Source organism: Methylophilus sp. DMC16, assembly GCF_056314045.1.
Genome location: NZ_JBQUZC010000001.1, coordinates 242,612 through 265,603, shown reverse-complemented (window position 1 = coordinate 265,603; position 22,992 = coordinate 242,612). Strand labels below are relative to the sequence as shown.

General features: G+C 53.2%; 21 protein-coding genes. 14 read left to right on the top strand and 7 right to left on the bottom strand.

Going from position 1 to position 22,992, the window contains the following annotated elements; genetic code table 11:
* Positions 1 to 9: 9 nt before the first annotated feature.
* From purL to ACT53D_RS01250, 7 genes are all read left to right on the top strand, one after another.
* Positions 10 to 3,921 (top strand): phosphoribosylformylglycinamidine synthase, encoded by a 3,912-nt coding sequence (purL, locus tag ACT53D_RS01280; RefSeq protein WP_379075286.1) that lies wholly within the window; start codon positions 10 to 12, stop codon positions 3,919 to 3,921.
* 88 nt (positions 3,922 to 4,009) lie between these two features.
* Positions 4,010 to 4,495, top strand: coding sequence for an ankyrin repeat domain-containing protein (locus ACT53D_RS01275; protein ID WP_194748297.1), 486 nt, complete (start codon positions 4,010 to 4,012; stop codon positions 4,493 to 4,495).
* Positions 4,496 to 4,677: 182 nt separating this feature from the next.
* Positions 4,678 to 5,028, top strand: a complete 351-nt coding sequence (locus ACT53D_RS01270; RefSeq protein ID WP_194748298.1) for a c-type cytochrome — start codon at positions 4,678 to 4,680, stop codon at positions 5,026 to 5,028.
* Complete coding sequence (locus tag ACT53D_RS01265) at positions 5,028 to 6,320, top strand: FCSD flavin-binding domain-containing protein (protein ID WP_379075282.1); 1,293 nt, start codon at positions 5,028 to 5,030, stop codon at positions 6,318 to 6,320. The genes ACT53D_RS01270 and ACT53D_RS01265 overlap by 1 nt, the downstream gene beginning before the upstream one ends.
* Positions 6,317 to 7,528 (top strand): PQQ-dependent sugar dehydrogenase, encoded by a 1,212-nt coding sequence (locus ACT53D_RS01260; protein WP_379075279.1) that lies wholly within the window; start codon positions 6,317 to 6,319, stop codon positions 7,526 to 7,528. Before ACT53D_RS01265 ends, ACT53D_RS01260 begins: the two co-directional genes overlap by 4 nt.
* Before the next feature lie 58 nt (positions 7,529 to 7,586).
* The gene (locus ACT53D_RS01255; protein WP_194748300.1) at positions 7,587 to 8,171 is read left to right on the top strand and encodes a hypothetical protein; all 585 of its coding nucleotides are present in this window, start codon (positions 7,587 to 7,589) and stop codon (positions 8,169 to 8,171) included.
* Between the two features lie 9 nt (positions 8,172 to 8,180).
* Positions 8,181 to 9,065, top strand: coding sequence for an SMP-30/gluconolactonase/LRE family protein (locus tag ACT53D_RS01250; protein ID WP_313986521.1), 885 nt, complete (start codon positions 8,181 to 8,183; stop codon positions 9,063 to 9,065).
* Positions 9,066 to 9,221: 156 nt separating this feature from the next.
* Here the strand turns inward: ACT53D_RS01250 and ACT53D_RS01245 are convergent, their stop codons facing one another.
* Complete coding sequence (locus tag ACT53D_RS01245; RefSeq protein WP_194748302.1) at positions 9,222 to 9,416, bottom strand: hypothetical protein; 195 nt, start codon at positions 9,414 to 9,416, stop codon at positions 9,222 to 9,224.
* 199 nt (positions 9,417 to 9,615) lie between these two features.
* Here ACT53D_RS01245 and ACT53D_RS01240 point away from each other — a divergent pair, with 199 nt between their 5' ends.
* The 4 genes from ACT53D_RS01240 (at position 9,616) to ACT53D_RS01225 (ending at position 13,495) form a co-directional block, all read left to right on the top strand.
* Positions 9,616 to 10,296, top strand: coding sequence for a response regulator (locus tag ACT53D_RS01240; RefSeq protein ID WP_194748303.1), 681 nt, complete (start codon positions 9,616 to 9,618; stop codon positions 10,294 to 10,296).
* A 14-nt stretch (positions 10,297 to 10,310) separates the two neighbouring features.
* Positions 10,311 to 11,777, top strand: a complete 1,467-nt coding sequence (locus ACT53D_RS01235; RefSeq protein WP_476154095.1) for a sensor histidine kinase — start codon at positions 10,311 to 10,313, stop codon at positions 11,775 to 11,777.
* The gene (locus ACT53D_RS01230) at positions 11,704 to 12,519 is read left to right on the top strand and encodes a ferritin-like domain-containing protein (protein WP_476154093.1); all 816 of its coding nucleotides are present in this window, start codon (positions 11,704 to 11,706) and stop codon (positions 12,517 to 12,519) included. The genes ACT53D_RS01235 and ACT53D_RS01230 overlap by 74 nt, the downstream gene beginning before the upstream one ends.
* Positions 12,520 to 12,781: 262 nt before the next feature.
* Positions 12,782 to 13,495, top strand: coding sequence for an EAL domain-containing protein (locus ACT53D_RS01225; RefSeq protein WP_379075268.1), 714 nt, complete (start codon positions 12,782 to 12,784; stop codon positions 13,493 to 13,495).
* An 89-nt stretch (positions 13,496 to 13,584) separates the two neighbouring features.
* Here ACT53D_RS01225 and ACT53D_RS01220 read toward each other — a convergent pair whose 3' ends face one another.
* The 3 genes from ACT53D_RS01220 to ACT53D_RS01210 all read right to left on the bottom strand — a co-directional run bounded on the left by ACT53D_RS01220 (position 13,585) and on the right by ACT53D_RS01210 (position 17,999).
* Positions 13,585 to 16,137 carry a YbcC family protein gene (locus ACT53D_RS01220; RefSeq protein ID WP_476154091.1) on the bottom strand — a complete coding sequence of 851 codons (2,553 nt, stop codon included), beginning with the start codon at positions 16,135 to 16,137 and terminating at the stop codon, positions 13,585 to 13,587.
* 36 nt (positions 16,138 to 16,173) lie between these two features.
* Positions 16,174 to 17,709, bottom strand: a complete 1,536-nt coding sequence (locus ACT53D_RS01215) for an NADH-quinone oxidoreductase subunit L (protein ID WP_476154090.1) — start codon at positions 17,707 to 17,709, stop codon at positions 16,174 to 16,176.
* A gap of 74 nt (positions 17,710 to 17,783) precedes the next feature.
* A complete protein-coding gene (locus ACT53D_RS01210; RefSeq protein ID WP_476154088.1) occupies positions 17,784 to 17,999 on the bottom strand; it encodes a hypothetical protein in 216 nt (71 codons plus the stop codon).
* A gap of 120 nt (positions 18,000 to 18,119) precedes the next feature.
* On the opposite strand from ACT53D_RS01210, the gene ACT53D_RS01205 reads away from it, so the two are divergent.
* The 3 genes from ACT53D_RS01205 (at position 18,120) to groL (ending at position 21,138) form a co-directional block, all read left to right on the top strand.
* Positions 18,120 to 19,013 (top strand): LysR family transcriptional regulator, encoded by an 894-nt coding sequence (locus ACT53D_RS01205; protein ID WP_194748309.1) that lies wholly within the window; start codon positions 18,120 to 18,122, stop codon positions 19,011 to 19,013.
* 151 nt (positions 19,014 to 19,164) lie between these two features.
* Positions 19,165 to 19,482, top strand: a complete 318-nt coding sequence (locus ACT53D_RS01200; protein ID WP_313986538.1) for a co-chaperone GroES — start codon at positions 19,165 to 19,167, stop codon at positions 19,480 to 19,482.
* Between the two features lie 36 nt (positions 19,483 to 19,518).
* Complete coding sequence (gene groL, locus ACT53D_RS01195; RefSeq protein ID WP_275355999.1) at positions 19,519 to 21,138, top strand: chaperonin GroEL; 1,620 nt, start codon at positions 19,519 to 19,521, stop codon at positions 21,136 to 21,138.
* A gap of 100 nt (positions 21,139 to 21,238) precedes the next feature.
* Here the strand turns inward: groL and infA are convergent, their stop codons facing one another.
* From infA to serB, 3 genes are all read right to left on the bottom strand, one after another.
* Positions 21,239 to 21,475 (bottom strand): translation initiation factor IF-1, encoded by a 237-nt coding sequence (gene infA / locus ACT53D_RS01190; protein WP_018985872.1) that lies wholly within the window; start codon positions 21,473 to 21,475, stop codon positions 21,239 to 21,241.
* 70 nt (positions 21,476 to 21,545) lie between these two features.
* Positions 21,546 to 21,752, bottom strand: coding sequence for a cold-shock protein (locus ACT53D_RS01185; protein ID WP_194748312.1), 207 nt, complete (start codon positions 21,750 to 21,752; stop codon positions 21,546 to 21,548).
* Positions 21,753 to 22,141: 389 nt separating this feature from the next.
* Complete coding sequence (serB, locus tag ACT53D_RS01180) at positions 22,142 to 22,981, bottom strand: phosphoserine phosphatase SerB (protein WP_275356003.1); 840 nt, start codon at positions 22,979 to 22,981, stop codon at positions 22,142 to 22,144.
* Positions 22,982 to 22,992 lie beyond the last annotated feature (11 nt).

Below are 22,992 nucleotides of genomic sequence, written 5' to 3'. Positions count from 1 at the left end.
AACCGCCTCATGTCTAGTCAAGCGCAATTCCTTAGCCTGCGCGGCAGCGCCGCCCTCTCTCAATTCCGTCTCGATAAACTGTATCGCGCCCTCAAAGCCAGCGCACCGAATATCGCCCATATTTACACCGAATTCGTGCACTTTGCGTTTAGCGAGTCCGCCTTGAGCGTGAGCGAGCAAGACACCCTGCGCCAGATTCTGACTTACGGTCCGCACACGGATATCGAGTCCCCGACAGGCGAGTTGCTGCTGGTGATTCCGAGGATAGGCACGATTTCGCCCTGGGCCTCACGCGCGACGGATATTGCACATAACTGTGGCCTGGGTCATCTGCTGCGTCTGGAGCGCGGCATTGCCTATTACGTGACAACTGCGAACGGCCAAGCCTTGACCGAAGCCGAGAAGCAAGCCTTGCGCACCGCCATCCAGGACCGCATGACAGAAACGGTGGTCTACCAGCTGGCGGATGCAGAAAAACTCTACCACCATGCCGATCCTAAACCTTTATCCAGTGTGGATATTTTAGCTGGCGGCAAAGCGGCGCTTGAGGCGGCCAACAGCGAGATGGGCTTAGCCCTGTCGCCAGATGAGGTGGACTACCTGCTGGAAAACTACCGCAAAATGGGCCGCAACCCGACCGATGTCGAACTCATGATGTTTGCCCAAGCCAACTCCGAGCATTGTCGCCACAAGATTTTCAATGCCGACTGGGTGATTGATGGCGTACAGCAAGAGCTGTCGCTGTTCAACATGATCCGCAACACGCACAAACTCAATCCTGGCAACACCGTGGTTGCCTACTCTGACAACAGCTCAATTGTACAAGGCCAGAAAACCAAGCGTTTTTATCCGGCAGCCGATCACAGCTACCAGTTTGTCGAAGACGACATGCATTATCTGATGAAGGTGGAAACGCATAACCACCCCACTGCCATTTCACCCTTTGCCGGGGCTGCGACTGGGGCAGGCGGTGAAATCCGTGATGAAGGTGCCACCGGCATAGGCTCTAAGCCGAAAGCAGGCTTGACCGGCTTCTCGGTCTCTAACTTGAACCTGCCTGACTTTAAACAGCCTTGGGAAACCAATTACGGCAAACCTGGCCGTATCGCTAGCCCGTTGCAAATCATGATAGACGGTCCTTTAGGCGGGGCCGCTTATAACAACGAATTTGGCCGCCCCAATATTGCCGGTTACTTCCGTACCTTTGAACTCGAAACGCCTACTGCCGATGGCAAGCGCGAAATGCGTGGCTATCACAAACCGATCATGCTGGCGGGTGGGGTCGGCAATATCTCTGACAGCCACAGCCATAAAAACAGCATTCCCCCTGGCTCAGCCCTGATTCAGCTGGGCGGCCCGGCCATGTTGATTGGCCTTGGCGGCGGCGCGGCCTCTAGTATGGATACTGGCGCCAACACGGAAAATCTGGACTTTGACTCTGTGCAACGCGGCAACCCGGAGTTGCAACGCCGTGCGCAAGAGGTGATTGATCGTTGCTGGCAAATGGGCGATAACAACCCGATTTTGAGCATACACGACGTGGGTGCCGGTGGTATTTCCAACGCCTTCCCTGAGTTGGTCAATGATGCCAAAGTCGGCGCCGTGTTCCAGTTGCGTGATGTACATAATGAAGAGCCTGGCATGAGTCCGCGCGAACTGTGGAGCAACGAAGCGCAAGAGCGCTATGTTCTCGCCGTTACGCAAGACCAGTTGCCCTTATTTGAAGCAATTTGTGAACGCGAACGTTGTCCGTTTGCCGTCGTCGGCGTCACCACGGAAGAACGTCATCTGACGGTGGAAGACCGTCATTTTGACAACAAGCCGGTGGATATGGATCTGTCTGTTCTGCTGGGCAAACCCCCAAAAATGCTGCGTGATGTCAAATCCGTGAATAAGACGCTGCCAGCGTTTGATACCGGCAACGTGGTATTGCATGATGCCGTGTCACGTGTACTGCGCTTACCAGGTGTGGCAGATAAAACCTTCCTGATTACCATTGGTGACCGTAGCGTGACCGGCCTCATCGCCCGCGACCAAATGGTCGGCCCGTGGCAAGTGCCCGTCAGCAACGTGGCGGTGACCTGTGCCGGGTTTGAAACCAATATCGGCGAAGCATTTGCCATCGGTGAAAAGGCGCCCTTAGCGCTGATCGACGCACCGGCTTCCGGCCGCATGGCCATTGGTGAAGCCATCACCAACATTGCCGCCGCCGCAATCAGTGACATTGGCAACCTCAAACTGTCCGCTAACTGGATGGCACCTGCCGGTCATGCCGGTGAAGATGCCGCGCTGTATGCCACCGTGAAAACCGTGGGCATGGAATTATGTCCGGCGCTCGGCATCAGCATCCCGGTCGGCAAAGACTCCATGAGTATGAAAACGGTCTGGCAAGATCAAGGTGAAAACAAAGCAGTCACAGCCCCCATCTCACTGGTAATCTCTGCCTTTGCCAACACGCCAGATGTGCGTAAAACCCTGACGCCGCAACTGCGCACTGATCTCGGCGACAGTCAGCTGATCCTGATCGACCTGGGCAATGGCAAAAACCGCATGGGCGGCTCGGCTTTGGCTCAAGTCTATCAACAGTTAGGCAACAGCGTGCCCGATGTCGACCAACCAGCACAACTGAAAGCATTTTTTGCCGCGATCCAGCAACTGAATCACGAAGGCAAACTACTGGCTTATCATGACCGCTCAGATGGTGGCCTGTTTGTCACACTGGCAGAAATGGCGTTTGCCGGTCATTGTGGCCTCAATCTTGACCTCAGCGCCCTGGCTGGCGACAACATTGCCCTGCTGTTTAACGAAGAATTGGGGGCAGTACTGCAAGTGCGTGCCAGCGATACGGCAACCATCGTCCAGCAATTGCAACAGCAGTTGGGTGACTGTGTGCACGCCATCGGCCACGTCACTGCCGGCCAGGACATTGTCATCGCGCTTAAACAGGCACGCTACCAGGCATCACGCATCGACCTGCACCGCATGTGGTCTGAAACCACTTACCGCATGCAGAGCCTGCGTGATAACCCGGTCTGTGCCCAGCAGGAATATGACCGCATCCTGAATGCCGACGATGCCGGCTTGCATGCGCAGCTGACTTTTGACCTCAATGACAATATTGCAGCACCGTATATCAACACCGGCAAACGCCCCAACATGGCGATTTTGCGTGAGCAAGGTGTCAACGGCCAAACCGAAATGGCGGCTGCGTTTGACCGCGCAGGTTTTAACAGCGTCGATGTGCATATGAGCGACATCATCAGCGGCCGTGTGGCACTCAAGGATTTCGCAGGCTTGGTGGCTTGCGGCGGCTTCTCTTATGGGGACGTACTTGGTGCAGGCGAAGGCTGGGCCAAGTCCATCCTGTTCAACGCGCGTGCACGCGATGAATTTAGCGCCTTCTTTAACCGTGCAGACACCTTTGCACTGGGCGTCTGTAATGGTTGCCAGATGATGAGTAACCTGCACAGCATTATTCCAGGCGCCGCGCACTGGCCGCACTTTGTGCGCAACAAGTCCGAACAGTTTGAAGCACGCGTTGCCCTGGTCGAGATTCTGGCCTCGCCGTCTATCTTCTTTGACGGCATGGCAGGCAGCCGCATGCCGATTGCTGTGGCACATGGCGAAGGGTTTACGGAATTTACTGATGCGGGCGCGGTCACAAGTGTGCTACAACAGCAACTGGCAACCGTGCGTTATGTGGACCATGCTGCGCAAGCGACCGAAGTTTACCCGTTTAACCCGAATGGTTCGCCTCAGGGCTTGACCGGGTTTACTACGCAAGATGGTCGTTTCAGCATCATGATGCCACATCCTGAACGTGTGTTTAGAGCGGTACAGCATTCCTGGCGGCCAGATGGCTGGCAGGAAGATGGTCCCTGGATGCGCATGTTCAGAAACGCACGCAAGTTTGTAGGTTAAGCGGAGTCGACCGGCCCTTACCGGCGACTTCACAAGGCCCAAAAAGTGGTTATTTTTAAAAAATGAAAATCAGGTGTTTGGAGAGATTATGAAATCAATTAAGTTTTTACTGGCCTTGTGTTCACTGTCATTTGCCTTGCAAGCGTTTGCATTGACCGATGATGAATATATGGAGTTTACCGAGGCGCTGACGGGTGGCAATATCAAAGTCGTGAAAAAGTTTGTCGAAGCTGACCCTTCATTGGTCAACCAGAAGTTCTTTGCCTGGGAACCCCTGCAAATGTCCGCATCCAAAGGCAAGCTGGATGTGGTGAAATACCTGGTTTCCAAAGGGGCGGATCTGAACTATGTGCATCCGGCCAGCCGCAATACCGCGTTTCATATGGCCGCATTTATTGGCGATACTGAAACCATGAAATATCTGGCCTCTGCAGGCGCAGATGTAAACAAGAAACTCAAAGGCGATGTTTCGTTGATTCGTTACTTCAGAGAAGAAAATAACCAGAAAATGGTAGATTTACTGACCCAGTTAGGCACCAAAGATGATGGCTGCCAGGAAGAAAAATGCTTCTAATCCTCGAACTGGCGAGGGGGTGTTGATAAAAACGGTCATGAGTTTCATGGCCGTTTTTTTGTTTGCGGGTCAGGTGCCAGTATGGGTGATCGTTGCATCCACTGTGTAACCGCAGTCACTCACATCACCATGCCCATTCAGAATAATGTGAGCTCAAATTCATCATGTGTGACGGGGGTAGCATGAAGTCATTATTCAGCAGTGTGTTTTTCATTTATCTTGCCTGCGCCGGCCTCTGCGCGCATGCGCAAGACCCGCAGGCGATTCGAACGCTGGCAGCATCTTGTGCCGCCTGCCATGGCCCGGCCGGCAACAGCCTGGGCGGCACAGCGACACTGGCTGCGCTCAATCAAGCCTATTTTATCCAGCGCATGCAGGGCTTTAAAGACGGCTCTGTCAGCGCGACGGTGATGCACCATCATGCCAAAGGACTCACAACAGAAGAGATTGCGGACTTGGCGGCCTATTTTGCACAACAACCCAGACAGACGCCTCCCGCCTTGCCCAAGCAATCTTTTTTGGGGAGACAGTGATGACCGCCGCATTTGAACACCCCCCCCTGACGCCCAATGGCCGCAGACAATTTGTACGTTCCATCGTCTATGGCGGTCTGGCCTTTTATGGTCTGCCTGCGTTTGCACGCGCGAGCAAACCACCGCTTGGCCATGTCGTCGTGGTTGGTGCAGGCTTTGCAGGGCTCACGGCCGCCAAATATTTACGCGACTGGAGCATGGGCAATCTTAAAGTCACTGTGATCGAACCGAATCCACAGTTCATTTCTTGCCCGCAAAGCAATCTGGTCTTGGGCGGCAGCCGCACACTGGACGACTTGAGTTTTAGCTATGCGTTGTCACGCAAACAGCATGGCATCGACTGGGTACAAGACACGGTCACCAGTGTTGATCTAACCAACAAACAAGTACAGCTGACGCGCGGTCATCTGCATTATGACCGCCTGGTTCTGGCCCCCGGCGTTGACTTCAATTACGCAAGCATCACCGGCATGACCACGCCAGTGACCGACATCCCTCATGCCTGGAAAGCTGGCCTGCAAACTTTGCAATTACGGCAGCAACTGGAGCAGATGCCGGATGGCGGCGTATTTGTGATGACCATCCCGCCCGGCCCTTATCGCTGCCCGCCCGGCCCCTATGAGCGCGCTTGCCAGGTGGCGCATTACTTCAAACAACAAAAACCGCGTAGCAAAGTCGTTATTCTGGATGCCAATGCCGATATCGTGTCGAAAAAAGGCTTGTTTTTGCAGAGTTTTCAGGGCGCATACAAAGACCTGATTGAATACCACAACAACAGTACCATTCTGCAGCTGGATCCGGTGAGCAAAACAGTCAAAACTGACTTTGAATCGGTCAAGGCCGATGTCCTGAATGTCATCCCGCCGCAGCTGGCAGGCAAGGTTACGCAAGTGGCTGGGCTGGTCAATGTGGATCAGCGCTGGTGTGAGGTGGACTTTGTCACCTATGCCTCTACGCTGCAACCGGACGTGCATATTATCGGTGACAGTATTTCTGCTGGCTTGCCCAAATCCGCCCATATGGCGACCTCACATGCAAAGGTGTGTGCCGCAGCCATCATCGCCATGCAAACCGGTCACGCGCCCAATCCACTGCCGGTGTTTGCCAATACCTGCTACAGCTTTGTCGATGACCAGCAGGCCATGCATGTCGCCAATGTTTATCGTTATGACCCTGTTAAGAAAAGCATGGTGTCTGCAGAGGGCGGCGGCGTTTCAGCCAAGGCCAGCGTTCAGGAAGGGGAATATGCCCAGGCCTGGGCGCAGAATATCTGGGCAGATACGTTGACATGATGACTGCCGTGCTCAGTGCTGTCAGAGAACAGCAGTCACTATTGGCTGGCCTGATGCTGATCGGCCTGGGCATGGCAACCGGTTTGCATACTGCCACCGCGCAACCTCTGGCGACAGACGCCCTGCGCAATCTCAAGGCGCCTGCCGGACTGCAAATTGAGCGCTTTAGTGATGTGAGCGCCTGGGGCATGCCTCGCATGCTGGCGCTGGATCCGCAAGGTCAGTTACTGGTGAGTCTGGCGGACACTGGCCGTATTCTGAGGCTAGACCAAACGGGTCATGCCGAGGTGATTGCACAAGGACTCAATGCTCCGCAAGGCCTCACCCTGCTAGGAAAAGACCTGCTGGTTGCGGAGCAAACCGGCGTGGTGAAATTGCCCTGGCAAGACAGCCATTGGGGGCCGCCACAGCCGTTTATCCGCCACTTGCCCAGTGGCGGCCACCCCCTCAAAACGGTCAAGGTGTCGCCAGATGGCTATGTCTTTGTCAACGTGGGCTCCAGCTGTAATGTCTGTGTGGAAGACAACCCGCTACGCGCAACATTACTGCGCTTTACCGCAGATGGCCGCCCTGCCGGCACGCTGGTCACGCTGGGCTGGCATGCCCAAAGCGCGGTCTGGGCGACGGGACTGCGTAACACACAGGGGTTCACCTGGCATCCACAAACAGGTGCGCTGTTTGCCACCAACAATGGTGCCGACAATCGCAGCAGCCAGGCTCATGGCGCCGTTGATGATGACCTGCCACCTGAGCACTTGAACCAGATTGAAGGCGGAAAATCCTATGGCTGGCCCTATTGCTGGGGCGATCCGGCACAACCAGGCAAGCTGTTTGCAGACCCAAATATGCCAGGCGCCGCAGGAACCTGCCAACAATCGCAGGCGCCCGCCCTGCTACTCCCCGCCCACAGCACACCGATAGGCATCACTTTTTTGCAGCACAGCCAGCTTCCCGCAGAAATGCGTGAGGATGCCATTGTCGCGCTGCACGGTTCATGGAACCGCAAACAGCCCAGCGGCTACGCCTTGCTGCGTGTACAATTCAGGAACCAACAACCTGTCGCAACCGTCCCATTCATTGAGGGTTGGCTACAAGACAATCAGGCCTGGGGCCGACCGGTAGACGTGATCGTCGGCACGGATGGCTGGCTCTATGTGAGTGATGACCTGACCGGCTGGATTTACCGTATCCGTGAGAAAACGCTGTAATAAAAGATTTATGCCACAGACCCGTTCTGGTCTGGGTGAATTGTTTGAGGAGATTGAAATGAAACGTCTTTTAACGTACTTAAGCGGCGCCCTGTGCCTGGCTTTGACGCCTGTTACCCAGGCAGGTGCCCAGCCTTCATTGGTCATTCAGGTGCCAGAGTCTTTTTACCAGCATCCGGTGCGTTTGCTCAACCCCTATTTAGTTTACTGGCACAATCGCGCTGAAATTGCAGAGTCGGTTGGCTTGAACAGCTTTCAGGCACAACATTACACCACATCCAGCTGCCAAGCCGAAGCACAAGGCCAGGCATTGGTCGTGATCGAACCGAATATGTTTTACAACCCGCAAACTGGGGTGTTTTATAGCGAGATTACGGCCAGAGTTTATAACACCCCGGCTGCGGATAGCGCGCTAGGCAAACCACTGATGACGGTGAAAGGCGAAGGCCAGTCGCGTGGCTGGCTGACCTACAATGTAGAGAATTTTGCCCGACAGTCCTACCAGCAGGCATTTGAGCAAGTGATCCAGAAAATCCAGCAAAACCCGGCTTATGAGCCCTCTGTCGTAGCCGCGCCCGTTCAAACCTACCAAGCCTTGTGCAACAGCATTGATACGCTGTCACAACCTAAGGCGCTGTTCTAGAAAGAAAATATGCAATCATTCATCTCGAACACACCGTCATGGATACAATGGCTGTTGGCCAGCAGCCTAACCCTGACCAGCCTGGCCAGCCATGCGCACCCCCTGGAGCCGGTCAAAGGTCTGCTGACGCCCGAGTCCGTCGTACAAGCGGCCGATGGCAAAATTTATGTGTCAGAAATCAATGGCTTTGGCCAGGATGGCGACGGGCAAATCCGTGTACTGGACCATGGTCAGTCCTCCGTCCTGGTGCAAGGGCTGGATGACCCCAAAGGCCTGGTGATCATTGCCAATGACTTGTATATTGCGGACAAAACGCGGGTACTGCGCGTCGCGCTCAATCAGCCAGGCGCGGTTGCAGAAGTGTTTTTATCTGCCAACGAGTTCACCAAACCGCCACAATTCCTCAACGATCTGGCGGCAGATGCCAATGGCAATCTGTATATCAGCGATAGCGGCGACATTTTGGGCACAGGAAAAGGTGGTGCCGTTTACAAAGTGACCCCGCAACGCCAGGTGACTCTGCTGCTGGATGGCAAGATCGATGAGCGCATTTTGGCGCCAAATGGTTTGCTGGCCGATGCCAAGGGCGAACACCTGCTGTTGGTCGACTTTACCTCTGGGGTGCTATACAGCTACGATCTGGCAGGCAAATCACTGCAAGAGATGGCACGCGGATTTGGCGGCGGCGATGGCCTGGTCAGGCAGGCCAATGGTACGATTTATGTCAGCGACTGGAAATCCGGCAAGATTTTCAAGGTGGATGCACAACATAAAGTTACCTTGATCAAACAAGGTTACCAATCTGCAGCCGATATCGCGCTTAGCCAGGATGACCATCATCTGCTAGTGCCGGATATGAAAGCAGGCGAACTGGATATTCTGCCTTTGCGCTAATCAGCACGGATGCCAGGCCGTGGCCTGGCATTTTTGTGGCTTGTAACAGGCAAAAAAAACCACGCAGAGCGTGGTTAAAGTGAGAGGATACACACGAAACCGCTGATTGCCTAAACGACGCTGCAGGGAATTCAGCGCGCTTAGGCAACTTCACAGTTACTTGGTTTGCGCAGTTTTTTTGTCAATCTCCTTTTGGGAACTGACCGCTGGCTGCGCACCAGCGTGTTTGGCGACTTTCAGATGCCTTTGCATTTCTACCTGATCATGTGGTGAGGGATTTGTCCCCGCCCACACGGGCATCGAAAGTAAATATCCTGTCATTCCTATGATCAGCAACATGCGTTTTTTCATGATCACTCCTTATCAGGTTCCAACCCGTTGATCCTTAGTGTTTCTTGGTCAGCGTCTTTACTTCTGCGCTGTCAACGATTCACACGATACGCCTCGGGCCTTACAGCTAACTTACGCGCGCCTTGCACCAAGCTTACAACCCGTCAATCCGGCTTGCATTGAGGTAAACTGAGCGTATTCAAACCAGCAGGTGAAAGCGATGCGTCTATTAATAGTGGAAGATGATTTGGTGATTGCAAACGGTCTGGTACGTGCATTGACGCAAGCGGAATATGCCGTGGACCATGTGACAGACGGCAAGCAAGCCTTACGGGCAATTAATGATGATGTATATGATTTGGTGATTCTGGATTTAGGCTTGCCCACCATGGACGGGATGACGATATTGTCGCACCTGCGCCAGCAAGCCAACCCGATTGCCGTCCTCATTTTAACCGCGCGAGAAGATGTCGCGACACGCGTACAAGCGCTCGATATCGGCGCCGATGATTTTCTCACCAAGCCGTTCCACCTTGAAGAACTTGAAGCGCGGGTGCGTGCCCTGATCCGCCGCAGCAAGCTGGGCAATAACCTGCCACTGCAATGCGGTAACTTGAAACTGGATGTCGCCAACAAACTGGCGACCATCAATGACCAACCAGTCACCCTGTCTGCACGCGAACTGCATTTGCTAGAAACGTTGATGATGCGCATGGGTAAGATCATTGCCAAAGAGCAGATCATGGAATCGTTATGCAACTGGGATGAGACACTGGGCGATAATGCCATTGAAGTGTATATCCATCGCCTGCGCAAAAAAATTGAGCCCAGTGGCGCCAATATTCGCACAGTGCGCGGCTTGGGCTATATGCTGGAAGCCGAACAACATGCGCAGTCCTAAAGGGTGAGCAGACCATGATGCCCCCGCTTTCGCTCAAAAGCCAGCTGCGCTTGTGGCTGTTGCTGCCCATGCTGGTTGTGCTGGGCGTTTCTGCCGCCTTGTCTTACTCACGCGCCCTGCTCTATGCCACACAGGCCTACGACCAGGCCTTGTTGCGGACCGTGCTCGCGCTGGCAGATGAGGTGATTATTGATAGCCACAATCAAGTCAAAATTGAGATCCCCGAGGTCGCCAGCCATTTGCTCAGCTATAACGAAGGCGATCACATTTACATCAAAATCAGCGACCCCAAGGGTAAACTGGTGTTTGGCGAAGCGCATTTACCCTTACCCAAGCAACTGCCTGCGGGCAACCAGCAGGTTTACTATAACAGCCACTACAAGGGCGAAGCGATCCGCGCCGTAACCTTTGGCCTGCCAGAGAGCGAGGCGGCCAATGCGCGCAACATTCTGATCAGCATGGCCGAGACCACGGGCAAACGGGACGCCATGGTGGCCGAAATGGTCGAAGAAATGCTGTTGCCGCAAGTGCTTATGATGTTGTTGGCTGCCATTGTGATTGAATTGGGTATTTATTTTGCCCTCAAACCCTTGCAAGACCTCAGGGAATCTTTGCACCAACGCTCTTACCGTGACCTGAGCGCGCTGGATACGCAAGCGACGCCAAACGAACTGCAACCCTTGCTGCAAGCGATGAATGCGCTGCTCGCACGGGTCAAGGCAGGCTTGCAACAGCAGCAGCAATTTATTGCCGATGCCTCTCACCAGTTGCGCACACCGATTGCCGGGCTGCAAACCCAGGCTGAACTGGCCTTGCGCAGCCAGCCGCCTGAGGCCATTCAAGAGCCGCTTAATTACATGCTGCGCAGCACCACCCGCTTGTCACACCTGATACAGCGGCTACTGACCATGGCCAGAACCGATGCCGCTGTTTCGCAACTGCAATTTCAGCCGGTGTCACTCACCAAAATCATTTCAGATGAATGCGCGCGCTGGATTGGGCCAGCCAGCAACAAACAGTTAGAGCTCGATGTCATGATTGAAACCCAGCAGGATCAAGTGCTGGGCGATGCGCTCATGCTCTCTGAACTCTTAAACAATCTGCTGGAAAACGCCATTCAATACACCCCCAAACAAGGCCTGTTGCAGATCCGATTATCGCAAGCGGGCAAATCTCTGGTGCTGGAAGTGGCAGACAGTGGCATCGGCATTCCTGCCGATCAAACCACCCTGGTTTTTGAGCGTTTTCACCGGCTGGACCCGAATCAGGGCAATGGCTGCGGCCTGGGGCTCGCTATCGTGGCCGAAATTGCCGAACATCATAACGCCAGCATCACAGTCACTCCGGGGCTGGCACATCCTGTCAGTGGTCACATTGGCAGCCAATTCACGGTAAAATTCGAACGCTATGACGAACGACTGCCTGAGAACCCGCGCCCTGCAAACCCTGACCCTAAGGGACCCGCAACAAAAATGTCTTGAGGTCGCTGCCCTGTGGCAAGCCTGCCTCACTGGCGCGCTGAAAATCCGGCCACAGCAAGCATTATCCGCAGACGACCAGAGTATTCCCGGCCGGCCTGAACGCCCGGCGCTGGTGGCGCCGGCCAAAGTGCAGCGCCGAGCCATGAACACGGCCGAAGGCCGCGCCGCCTTGATTCATGCATTGGCGCATATCGAATTTAATGCCATCAACCTGGCCCTGGATGCGGTCTGGCGATTTGCCGACATGCCTGAAGCGTATTACCGCGACTGGCTGCAAGTGGCCAAAGAAGAGGCTTATCATTTTTCGCTACTGCGCCAACATCTGCAGCAGCTGGGCTTTGATTACGGCGACTTTGATGGTCACAACAGCCTGTGGGAGATGGTCGAAAAAACCCAGGTCGATGTCCTGGCCCGCATGGCGCTCGTTCCACGCACCATGGAAGCCCGTGGCCTGGATGCCACCCCACCGCTCAAACAAAAACTGTTACAAGCTGGCGACCAGGCCGCCGCCGCCATCCTCGATATTATCCTGCGCGATGAAATCGGCCATGTCGCGATAGGCAATCGCTGGTTTGGCTATTTGTGTGATCAACGCCAGCTCGACCTGGTGGATACCTTTGAGCAATTACGCCAACAATACCATGCGCCCAAACTGCGCCCACCCTTCAATCTTGCAGCACGCAAGCTTGCCGGCTTCACCGATATTGAGCTCGCCTATTTGAATGGGGATTGCAGTGCGTAGGAATTATCGTGAGTGGATCAACACAGCATACATGAACATGCTTTGTTGAATTATATGAGCATCAAATATAATGCTTTTCAACTGATCAAGCTGCAACGGTGCGTATTACTATCCCTAAAGTATTAAATTTATTTTTGAGTTTCATCGCCTAGCTGGCATGACCGCATCCCATCAGGTAGCAAGAAGCTGGTGACTGCGTACAGGAGAACCCTAAATGCAATGTGGAAAATGTAATCCTCAACACCTGGGGATAGACTTTTCAATGGCGTTTCAACCCATTATTGCCTTCGAGCACAAACAGATTTGGGGATATGAAACACTGGTACGTGGCCTGGAAAACCAGCCAGCGGCGTTCATTCTGGATCAAATTGACGCCTCCAGTATTCATCGCTTTGATCAAACCATCCGCTCAAAAGCCATCAGGCTCGCCAATCAGTTACATTTTGACCAGATTCTGTCCATCAATTTTTTACCAAACGCAGTCTACAACCCTGAAAACTGTATTCAATCCACGCTCGCCGTGTGTGATGAACTCGGTTTTGATAAAAAGCGCATCATGTTTGAGGTGACCGAGGCAGAGAAAATCACCGATCATGCGCATTTAAAAAACATTTTTACCGAATACAAAAAACATCAATTTCTGACCGCGATTGATGATTTTGGCGCGGGTTATTCTGGCCTGAACTTACTGGCTGAATGGCAGCCAGACATTATCAAGCTGGACATGAACCTGATCCGCGACATAGACCAGAATAAAACCAAACAACTGATTGTGAAAAGCATCCTGGATGTGTGTCGCGGACTCAATATCGAGGTGATTTCAGAGGGCGTCGAGACCCGCGCTGAACTCACGGTACTGGTCGATTTTGGCATCGACCTGTTTCAAGGCTATTATTTTGCCAAGCCCTTGTTTGAAGGACTGCCAACCGTGGCTGAAGACTGTTTTAGCCTGGCTAGCTCACCTGACCCAAGATAGCTAAAAAGCCACTCACTTGCCAGCATGCATCCATGACCGGTCTTTAGTAAACGACCTCAGGCATGCACACTGACAAGATGATGACAGACTCAAACGGGCTGCGTCATTTCAGCAAAATCCAGTGCCTGCCATTGCCCGGCAACATACCGCCAACGCTGCCCATCCTCTTCACACCAGAGATGTAACCAGCCATGGTTGACCAGGTGGCTAATGACCGCATGCCTGCCGATAATCTGGTCAATCTGTCTGCGGCTTGCCACAATGACCACCGTCAAGCGGAGCGGTTCATGCATCCACTGCTGGCCATCATGCAATGACTGTTTGGAGAGACCGATTCTGAGGTCACCGCCGTTGCCCTCAAACACGCCGATGCGGCCACCAACAACGTTGTGTAACAGCTTGTTTCCGCTCCCAAGCTTGACTGGCTCGCAGGTCGAGGCATGGTACTGCCAGTTGATCCAGTGCGTCACCAGCATGGGAGCCGTCATCAGTTGTTCCAATAACGCCCCTTCAATATCCGCCGCCGCATCATACTCATGCAAAAATGCCCGCCCGGCCAAATTCAAATGTCTGGTACGCGCCCGGGGAGCCAAAATAAATGCCGCATTGTTGGCCAAGCCCCATTCCGGCCGGGTCTGCGCAGCGTCATTGGCACGCTGGCGAAAAGCTTTGAACAAACGACCGGCATCGATGGCTTGTGTTGACTGCATTGAGGTAGAGGCTAACTGTCCCCGTACAACTTCACCGGCATCGGTAAACAGCTCAGCCGCTTGCTGCCAGCGAGTGTGCGTTGCGGCTGGCAGCAGATCAAGATCAAAGCCTTGCAACGCTTGTGTGGTAGTGTTGTGCAAGGCGGCAACAAACCAGGTTTCGGCGGGGATCGTCATACCCATACTTGCCAGCTGTGCCCTCACCTCGGCATCATTGAGCACGGCAGCCAAGGCACGCGTGTTTACCTCACCAGACTGTCCGCAACATGCGCCGCAATCGAGGCTGGAGGCATGCGCATTGTTTTTGCTCTGGCTGGCATGCCCCACCAGTAATACCAGCGGCGCCAATCCGCTGGTCAGGCCTAAACTGTTGAGTACCCGCGCGGCAAGCTCGGCTTTTTCGACCACGCTCACCGCTTGTAACTGAGGCCGGGTCAATGCGCGGTATTTTTTCGGCAAGCCATGTTGATCAAGCGAACTGCGGGCATGCAATTGCGGCTTGATCATGGCTAACAAGGGTTTCAAAAACAGGGGGCCCGCGCTCTCTACCAGCGAAAAGGCCGCTCCAGGATATTTGCTCAGTCGGCTGACCTGGCCAGACAGCATAAAATTGCTGAGCCGCTTTTGGCCGACTTTTAGCTGTAGCGCTTTGCTACCGGCCTGTGCCACTTCGCTTACCGCCTCTGAACCGACAAGGACTTGATCACGGACAGTTAAGCTAGGGGCCAGCAGACCTGGCAACTGTGGACGCTGATAGTCGGAAGCAAAAGGCTGATAGGCAATCGGCAAGCCAAAAAAGCCCGCCGCGCCCAGCGTTTGTATATTGGGTGACAATGATTCTATTGCCCGCCGGATCGGTTCACTGCGTACATCAATACAAAATGCGGCCTGAATCAGTGGCGTGGGAGTCGGTGTTGCAGCCTCTGGCACCTGGCTCAGTTGTTGCGCCAGCTGGCGCTGATAACCGATTTCCAGTGCCAGCTGCCAGACCTCATCCACTTGCAATGCCTGTTCTGCAGCTTGAATTTTTTCAGCCACATGCTGCCATTTTTGCTGGATGACCCTAATGGCGCTGTTGGTTGCATTGAGGCCTTTACATTGCATTAAAATCACGCCCCATGCCAACCGAATCGCCAGCAAATCACGCAAGCTGTCATCACTCTGGCCTTGTAATCTGGCTTGCCAATCCAGATAAGCACACCAGGATGCCCAGCCATTCACCGTGAGCAATACCGCCTCAAAATAATCGGCCAGTACGGCTTCATCCAGGCCCAGCGCCTCGACCACCCAGCGCTCAGCCTGTTGGCGATTGCGTGGCAAATAATCCAGAAACTGGTGGATGTTGGGCAAGCCCATCAACACACCGATGCCATGGTCATGCACGATCATGTCACGCCAGAACTGATACAAGCCACCTGCACGCTCAGGCTGCCAGTCTGACTGGTCCCGGTCAAAATACGCGGCACAAGTCTGGCTGACCTGATGCGTAATCGCATCGCGCCAGGTCAAGCGCTGAAACCGCTGGGCATCGTCATCGAGCACATCTATCAATAGCGGTAATTGGGTAATGGCAAGCGGCGTCGATAACAGGGCCACTGCCTCTGCAATAGTGGTCTGCCTGAGCCCGAGTTGTGTCATGGCCTGGGTTAAGTCCTGTGCAGACATGCGTCCTTGCTGCCAGGCATGTAACAGATGACTTCTGGCTGGGAACACTTGCAGATCGCCTAGCACAGCCATGCGTGCCGCTACAGTTCTCACTGGCAAGTGGACTCTTTTCCAATGCGGGTTGACTGCAATCGACTGATCCAGCGGCCAGGTAGGCGCAATACTGTCGCACGCACGCTGGCAGGCCTGGTCTATCACCTGCTTACGGATAGACTGTGTTTGCCCATGGTGACGCCCTGGGAATACTTGGTCTTCAATAAAAAACATCTTTTGGTTCCTTATCCATTCATTTCAGAAGCGCGCCTAGTCATTGGCATGCGTGCTTTTGCCCCAACTAACCGGCCATAAACGCAAGACCCATCGCGTGTAAAACTCATCCAGATAAAACCCGGCATAGACTGAGCGATGCAGCACAGCCAACCGCGCAGGCATCTGCTGGATCATGGTCGTGGCAAGGTACAGCATGAGCATGGCCAGCACACTTATCCATCCGCCCGTAGGGGAAGGCTGATCGTGTATCCCGAGGGGAAGCAGGTGAAATACCACACTAACGGCGGTCAACCCCATGGCAAGCACACTGCCAAATAGCAAGGCTTGCAGTTGCAGGCGCAGAGTCACTGCCTGCCCGACCTGCTGCCACAACACTGGAGCCCAGGCCAGCGCCAGTATCAGGCTCCACCAGGCTGGCCACAGCTGGGTCCCCGAGACCGCCTGTACCCCGAACACAATCAACATGGTCAACACCGGGGCAAGCAACATGCTCAACTTGGCAAAGGCCGCTTTACCCGCCATCTGCTGCAAGCGCGTGTGTGTGACAATGTCGGCGGCGGACAAAAAGGCATAAGTCTTGTAAATCGAGTGTCCGATCAGGTGCAGCGCCGCAAAGGTGTATAGCCCCAGCGCGCATTCCACTATCATGAAGCTCATTTGTGCCACGGTGGACCATGCCAGCCTGACCTTGATACTGACCCGGGTAAACATGACCAGCGAGGCAAACAGGCATGTCACCAGCCCAACCGCTAACAATACATGTCTGGCCAGTGTTGCCTGTTCGAACAAGGGGGCAAAGCGGATCAAAACATAACCAGACAGGTTCACCACACCGGCATGTAACAAGGCAGAAACAGGCGTCGGTGCTTCCATCACCTGGATTAACCAGCCATGCACCGGCAGTAATGCCGTTTTTAAAATGACCACCGCCACCAGCAGCATGGCACACCAGCTACTGAGCTGAGACAAGCCATGCACGCTAACATGTGAAAGAAAGACTGAAATCTGTACGCTTCCGGTTTCAACATAGGCGATCATGGCCGTCAGCAGCAACAGACTATCCGCCAACACATCCGCCACGGTCTTTTTGTGCGAAGCCAACAATGCAAACGGCCGGTCTGCATAAAAACACAGCAAGTGCTTTAAACACACGCCAATGGCTGACCATGCCGCGACAAACAACAACCAGTGATCAGCAATCAGCAGCACATGCACACTGGCAAGAACCAGACTTAAAGCGGTGACAAAGCTTTTCTGATTGGCCTCACCTTCGAGGTATCTGGCAGAAAAATGTCCGATCGCCCACCCCAGCAATTGCACCAAACAAGCCATCAGCGCCTGCAGCGGGGAAACAGCAATGCCAAACGCACTGAAAAAATTGCCAGGCAACGACTGGACATGCAGACACACGATGGCCGCGGAAATGCCCGCCGCCACAAGCGCTACGCTGAGCAGACGCTTAAACAGTTGCCAGCCACGGTCATGTTGCCAGGGCAGCACTCCACTCAGCAGCCCAGCCAGCCACATGATGGCCCCGGGTACCAGTGCAAAATATATGACAACGTCCATTAACACGGCCTTTCATGACCAAAAAATACATTGACAAAACAGAACATAAAATACACTTTAATAGAAGATAAAGATTAACCGGAGGTGGGCCCATCAATCGCCACAGATTGTTGGGTGACCATCTCTTGCACCGACGCGCTTGTCTTCGGCTCACCCTCTATTGGCGCCCAGACTTCAGGCAGTAATTCAATTAGAATTTCGCCCTGGGTGACCACCTCCTCACCATTTATTTCTACGTTCTTGGTATAAACCGTCACTGTTCGACCATCAATTTCAAGCCGCTTCATCATCACCATTTCACCTATCTAACAATATTAAAAAACTAAATAGCGGGTGATGCAGATTTTGACCGATGATTTTAATTAGGTAAAATATATAAATATTAATTTTATGTTCTATTTTATTTATATATGGCGAGACTCAATTATCATCACTTGCAATATTTTTGGCATATCGTGAAAGTGGGTAGCTTGACCAAGGCAGCAGAAAAATTGCATATCTCGCAATCCGCGCTGTCTTCACAGATCAGACAACTGGAAGAAAGCCTGGACTGCGCATTGTTTTTACGACAAGGGCGTAAACTGGTGTTGACGGAGTTCGGTAATTTGGCGTTTTCCTATGCAGATTCGATTTTTACCAAAGGCATAGAACTCGAAAACCTGCTGAGAAAAGGCATTGCGTCTGAGAGTCAAACGTTGCGGATTGGTGTGCTCTCTACCATGTCCAGAAACTTCATCGAGAGCTTTGTGGAGCCATTACTGAATCACTCGGAGATCAAACTCGAAATTTCTGCCAGCGGGCAAACCAACTTGCTCAATGCGCTTTCGAATCACCAGATAGACCTTGCGCTCACCAATATCGAGGTGAGAGGCAATACTGACCAGTTATGGGAGTGTATTCTGCTAGACCGGCAACCCATCAGTGTGATCGGCCCGGCAGAGATTGAGATCAAACACGGATTTTCGGCCAAATATGCGGAGTACAACTGGATTTTGCCCAATCAGGACAGCCCGATTCGGGCGGCCTTTGATGGCTTGTGCGCCTTGCATCACCTAGAACCTCACATCGTGGCCGAAGCGAATGACATGGCGATGTTGCGGCTGTTAGCGCGTGACAGCCGGGCACTCACCGTCATGCCGGAGGTGGTGGTTAAAGACGAGTTAAAAAATGGTGTGCTCAAATCCTTCACGCAACTGGAAGGGATTTTTGAGAATTTCTATGCAGTCACGATCAAAAAACATTTCCGCAAGTTTGAAATCAGCCAATTGGTGAATCAGTTTCTAGTCAAAAAAAGAGCGCTCTAGCCCTCTTGAAATTTTTTTGCGCATCCCTATTTTCACGGTATCAGCAACTCTGCTGATACCTTTTCGCCACTGGAGGCATGATTGCCAGTTGCGTCTGCAAACGTCTCCAGTGGTGGTTTTTGTTGAACTTATTCGCTAAGGAGAATTGAACATGAATATTCGTCCCCTGTATGACCGCGTCATAGTCAAGCGAGTCGAACAACAACGTACGACCGCTTCCGGCATTGTGATCCCAGACACGGCTGCAGAAAAACCCGAGCAAGGCGAAGTCATCGCTGTCGGGAGCGGCAAGTCCCTTCAAGACGGCAGCCTGAGAGCCCTGGCAGTGAAGGTCGGTGACCATGTCTTATTTGGCAAATATGCCGGACAAACAGTCAAACTCAATGGCGAAGAGGTATTAGTCATGCGCGAAGAAGACATTCTCGGTGTGATTGAACCCGCCTCTGCCGATCTCAAAAAAGTCGCTTAATCACTTTGTTGCTAAGAGAGAAAGGAGAATTGAACCATGGCAGCAAAAGATGTGAAGTTTCATGACCACGCCCGTCAAAAAATTGTAAAAGGCGTGAATATCCTGGCCGATGCGGTCAAGGTCACCCTGGGCCCCAAAGGCCGCAATGTGGTGCTGGAACGCAGTTTTGGCGCCCCGGTGATTACCAAAGATGGTGTTTCGGTCGCCAAAGAAATCGAGTTGCAAGACAAGTTGGAGAATATGGGCGCGCAAATGGTGAAACAAGTCGCGTCTAAAACCGCGGATGTCGCAGGTGACGGTACGACTACCGCCACCGTACTGGCGCAGGCGATAGTGCAAGAAGGCATGAAGTCGGTCGCCTCAGGCATGAACCCGATGGACCTCAAACGCGGCATAGATAAAGCGGTGGCTGCGTTGGTGGATGAGCTCAAAGTCATGTCTAAAGCCATCACCACCAATAGAGAGATTGCCCAGGTAGGCTCTATTTCTGCCAACTCGGATACCGCCATTGGACAGATCATCGCCGATGCTATGGAAAAAGTTGGCAAGGAGGGGGTGATTACGGTAGAAGAAGGCAAGTCACTGCAAAATGAGTTGGATGTGGTGGAAGGCATGCAATTTGACCGCGGCTACATCAGCCCCTATTTTGTGAACAATCCGGACAAACAGGTGGCGGCGCTGGATGAGCCGATGATTTTGTTGTATGACAAGAAAATCAGCAATATCCGCGACTTGTTGCCGACGCTGGAAAACGTAGCCAAAACCAACAAGCCTTTGCTGATCATTGCCGAGGACGTGGAAGGCGAAGCGCTGGCGACACTGGTCGTCAACAGCATGCGTGGCATCCTCAAAGTAGCTGCCGTCAAAGCGCCAGGCTTTGGTGATCGTCGCAAAGCCATGCTAGAAGACATTGCCATCCTGACCGGGGCCACCGTCGTCTCAGAAGAAACCGGAATGCAACTGGAGAAAGTCAGCATCGAGCATTTGGGCCGTGCAAAACGGGTTGAGATACACAAAGAAAACACCGTTATCATTGATGGCGCTGGCGACCAAGCCAAGATTAAAGCCCGTGTGCAGTCTATTCAAACCCAAATTCAGGAGACCACTTCTGACTACGACAAGGAAAAACTGCAAGAGCGCGTGGCCAAGCTGGCCGGTGGTGTCGCCGTGATTAAAATCGGTGCGGCCACCGAAGTCGAAATGAAAGAGAAAAAAGACCGTGTCGATGACGCCCTGCATGCCACCCGCGCTGCGGTGGAAGAAGGCATCGTCCCTGGCGGCGGTGTGGCTTTACTGCGGGCTCGCAGCCGTATCGGTGCCCTCAAGGGGGATAATGATGATCAGGATGCTGGTATCCGCATCGTGTTGCGCGCAATCGAAGAGCCCTTGCGCGCGATTGTGAAAAATGCCGGAGAAGAGCCTTCTGTGGTCATCACCAAAGTGCTTGAGGCAACGGGTAACACCGGCTACAACGCCGCGACAGGTGAATATGTGGATATGGTGGAAACCGGTGTGGTCGACCCCACCAAAGTGACTCGCACCGCGCTGCAAAATGCCGCCTCGATTGCCGGGCTGATTTTGACCACCGATGCGACCGTGGCCGAATTGCCCAAAGAGGACAAAAAAACGCCTGCGATGCCTGAGATGGACTACTAAGCGCGATCAGCGTGATGCCATCAACGATAAAAGCCCCGCAAGGGGCTTTTTTTCTAGCTGAGCAAGATCAACTGCACGCCGAAAAGAGCGGCAGGTGGACTCAAGCAGGTCTTCTGGGCGGCAGATGTCTGAACGTAATGCGTCCCTTGCCCATGTCGTACGGCGACATTTCGATGGTGATTTTATCGCCCGCCAAAATACGTATTTTGTGCTTGCGCATTTTGCCGCCGGTGTAGGCAGTCAACTGATGCCCATTGTCCAGCGTCACGCGATAACGCGCATCCGGCAACACTTCAGTCACTGCGCCCTGCATTTCAATCAATTCTTCTTTAGCCATGCGATTCCTTTTTCAATAATGAAAAAAGCCCGAAACCGGGCTTTTTACTGCGCCACTTAGTCAGGCGTGACTATGCAATCACCTGAATCGCAGAAGCTTGTTTGCCTTTAGGGCCAGTCGTTTCGTTGTATGAAACGCGCTGGTTATCCGCCAGGCTTTTAAAACCTGCTGATTGAATCTCGGAAAAGTGAGCGAACAAATCATCGCCACCCTGATCTGGAGTAATAAAACCAAACCCTTTTGCATCGTTAAACCATTTGACAATACCTGTAGCCATATCTAAATCCTTTGTAAAAAATGAAAGGGAAACCCCTTGGAGGGCGAGGCACAAGTAAGCGGGATTAACGAGAGAACCAGAAGATACCACCAGAGAAAACAACAATGCTTGAACGTCGCGTGCAACCACTATGCGCTTTATGCACCACAATAGCAAATGTTATTTTCAAAAAAACCAAAATAAATCAAATATTTATTTAAGCATTTACCCCGAAAAGCATTCAATCCGCGACAAATCGCATCATCAAAAAACTCAAGGAATCGCCTGTGGGCGAGCGCAGGCCTCATTCTGCTAAATAAAAAGCGCCCAAGCCACCCTTGAACGCTTTATGTAGGTGGCGATGACTCGATAGCAGAATTCTGGAATCATTGAGCAACCGTGCAGATGAATTAGACCGATAGCAAGCTCGCTACGCCATCCAGCCCCACCACATTGAGCGCATACATGGCTTGCTGTTGCACCACTGGTTTGGCGTGATAAGCCACGCCCACCGCGGCAACCGCCATCATTTTGAGGTCGTTGGCACCGTCACCAATCGCAATCGTTTGTGCGGCCGACAGGCCCAACTGATCACGCAGTTTAGTGAGCTCATCGGCTTTGCGCTGGGCATCGACGATCTCACCCAGGACCTGGCCGGTGAGTTTGCCGTCTATGATTTCCAGCGTGTTAGAGACGGCGTAATCCAGCCCCAAGGTCTGTTGGACGTGGTTGGCAAAAAAGGTAAAGCCGCCAGAGACGACCATGGTTTTGATGCCATGTTGCTTGCAGGTATTGATCCAGGCTTGCGCGCCGGGATTAAAACGAAGGCGCTCATCAATCACGCGTTGCAATGCCGTCGCTGGCAAACCTTTGAGCAAGGCCACACGCTTGCGCAAGCTGGCAGAAAAATCCAGCTCGCCACGCATGGCGGCTTCGGTGATCTCGGCGACCTGCGGTTTGAGGTTCATCATGTCGGCAATTTCATCAATGCATTCAATGGAGATCAGGGTGGAGTCCATATCCATGACGCACAAGCCCATGTGTTGCAGCCTATGAGTGTCTTGCACCAGCGTGCAGTCTATCTGCTGACTGGCGCAAAAAGCCTTCACTTCCAGATAATCCGCTTCTGGCACCGGCAAATAGTAGGCATGTTCGCCCACTTGCATAAACTGCGCATGCCCGCCCACCAGGCCATGAAGATGGGAAAGATGAGCCATGGTGATGGCCGGCCCTTGAACCACTAAACGCATGATCACTACCG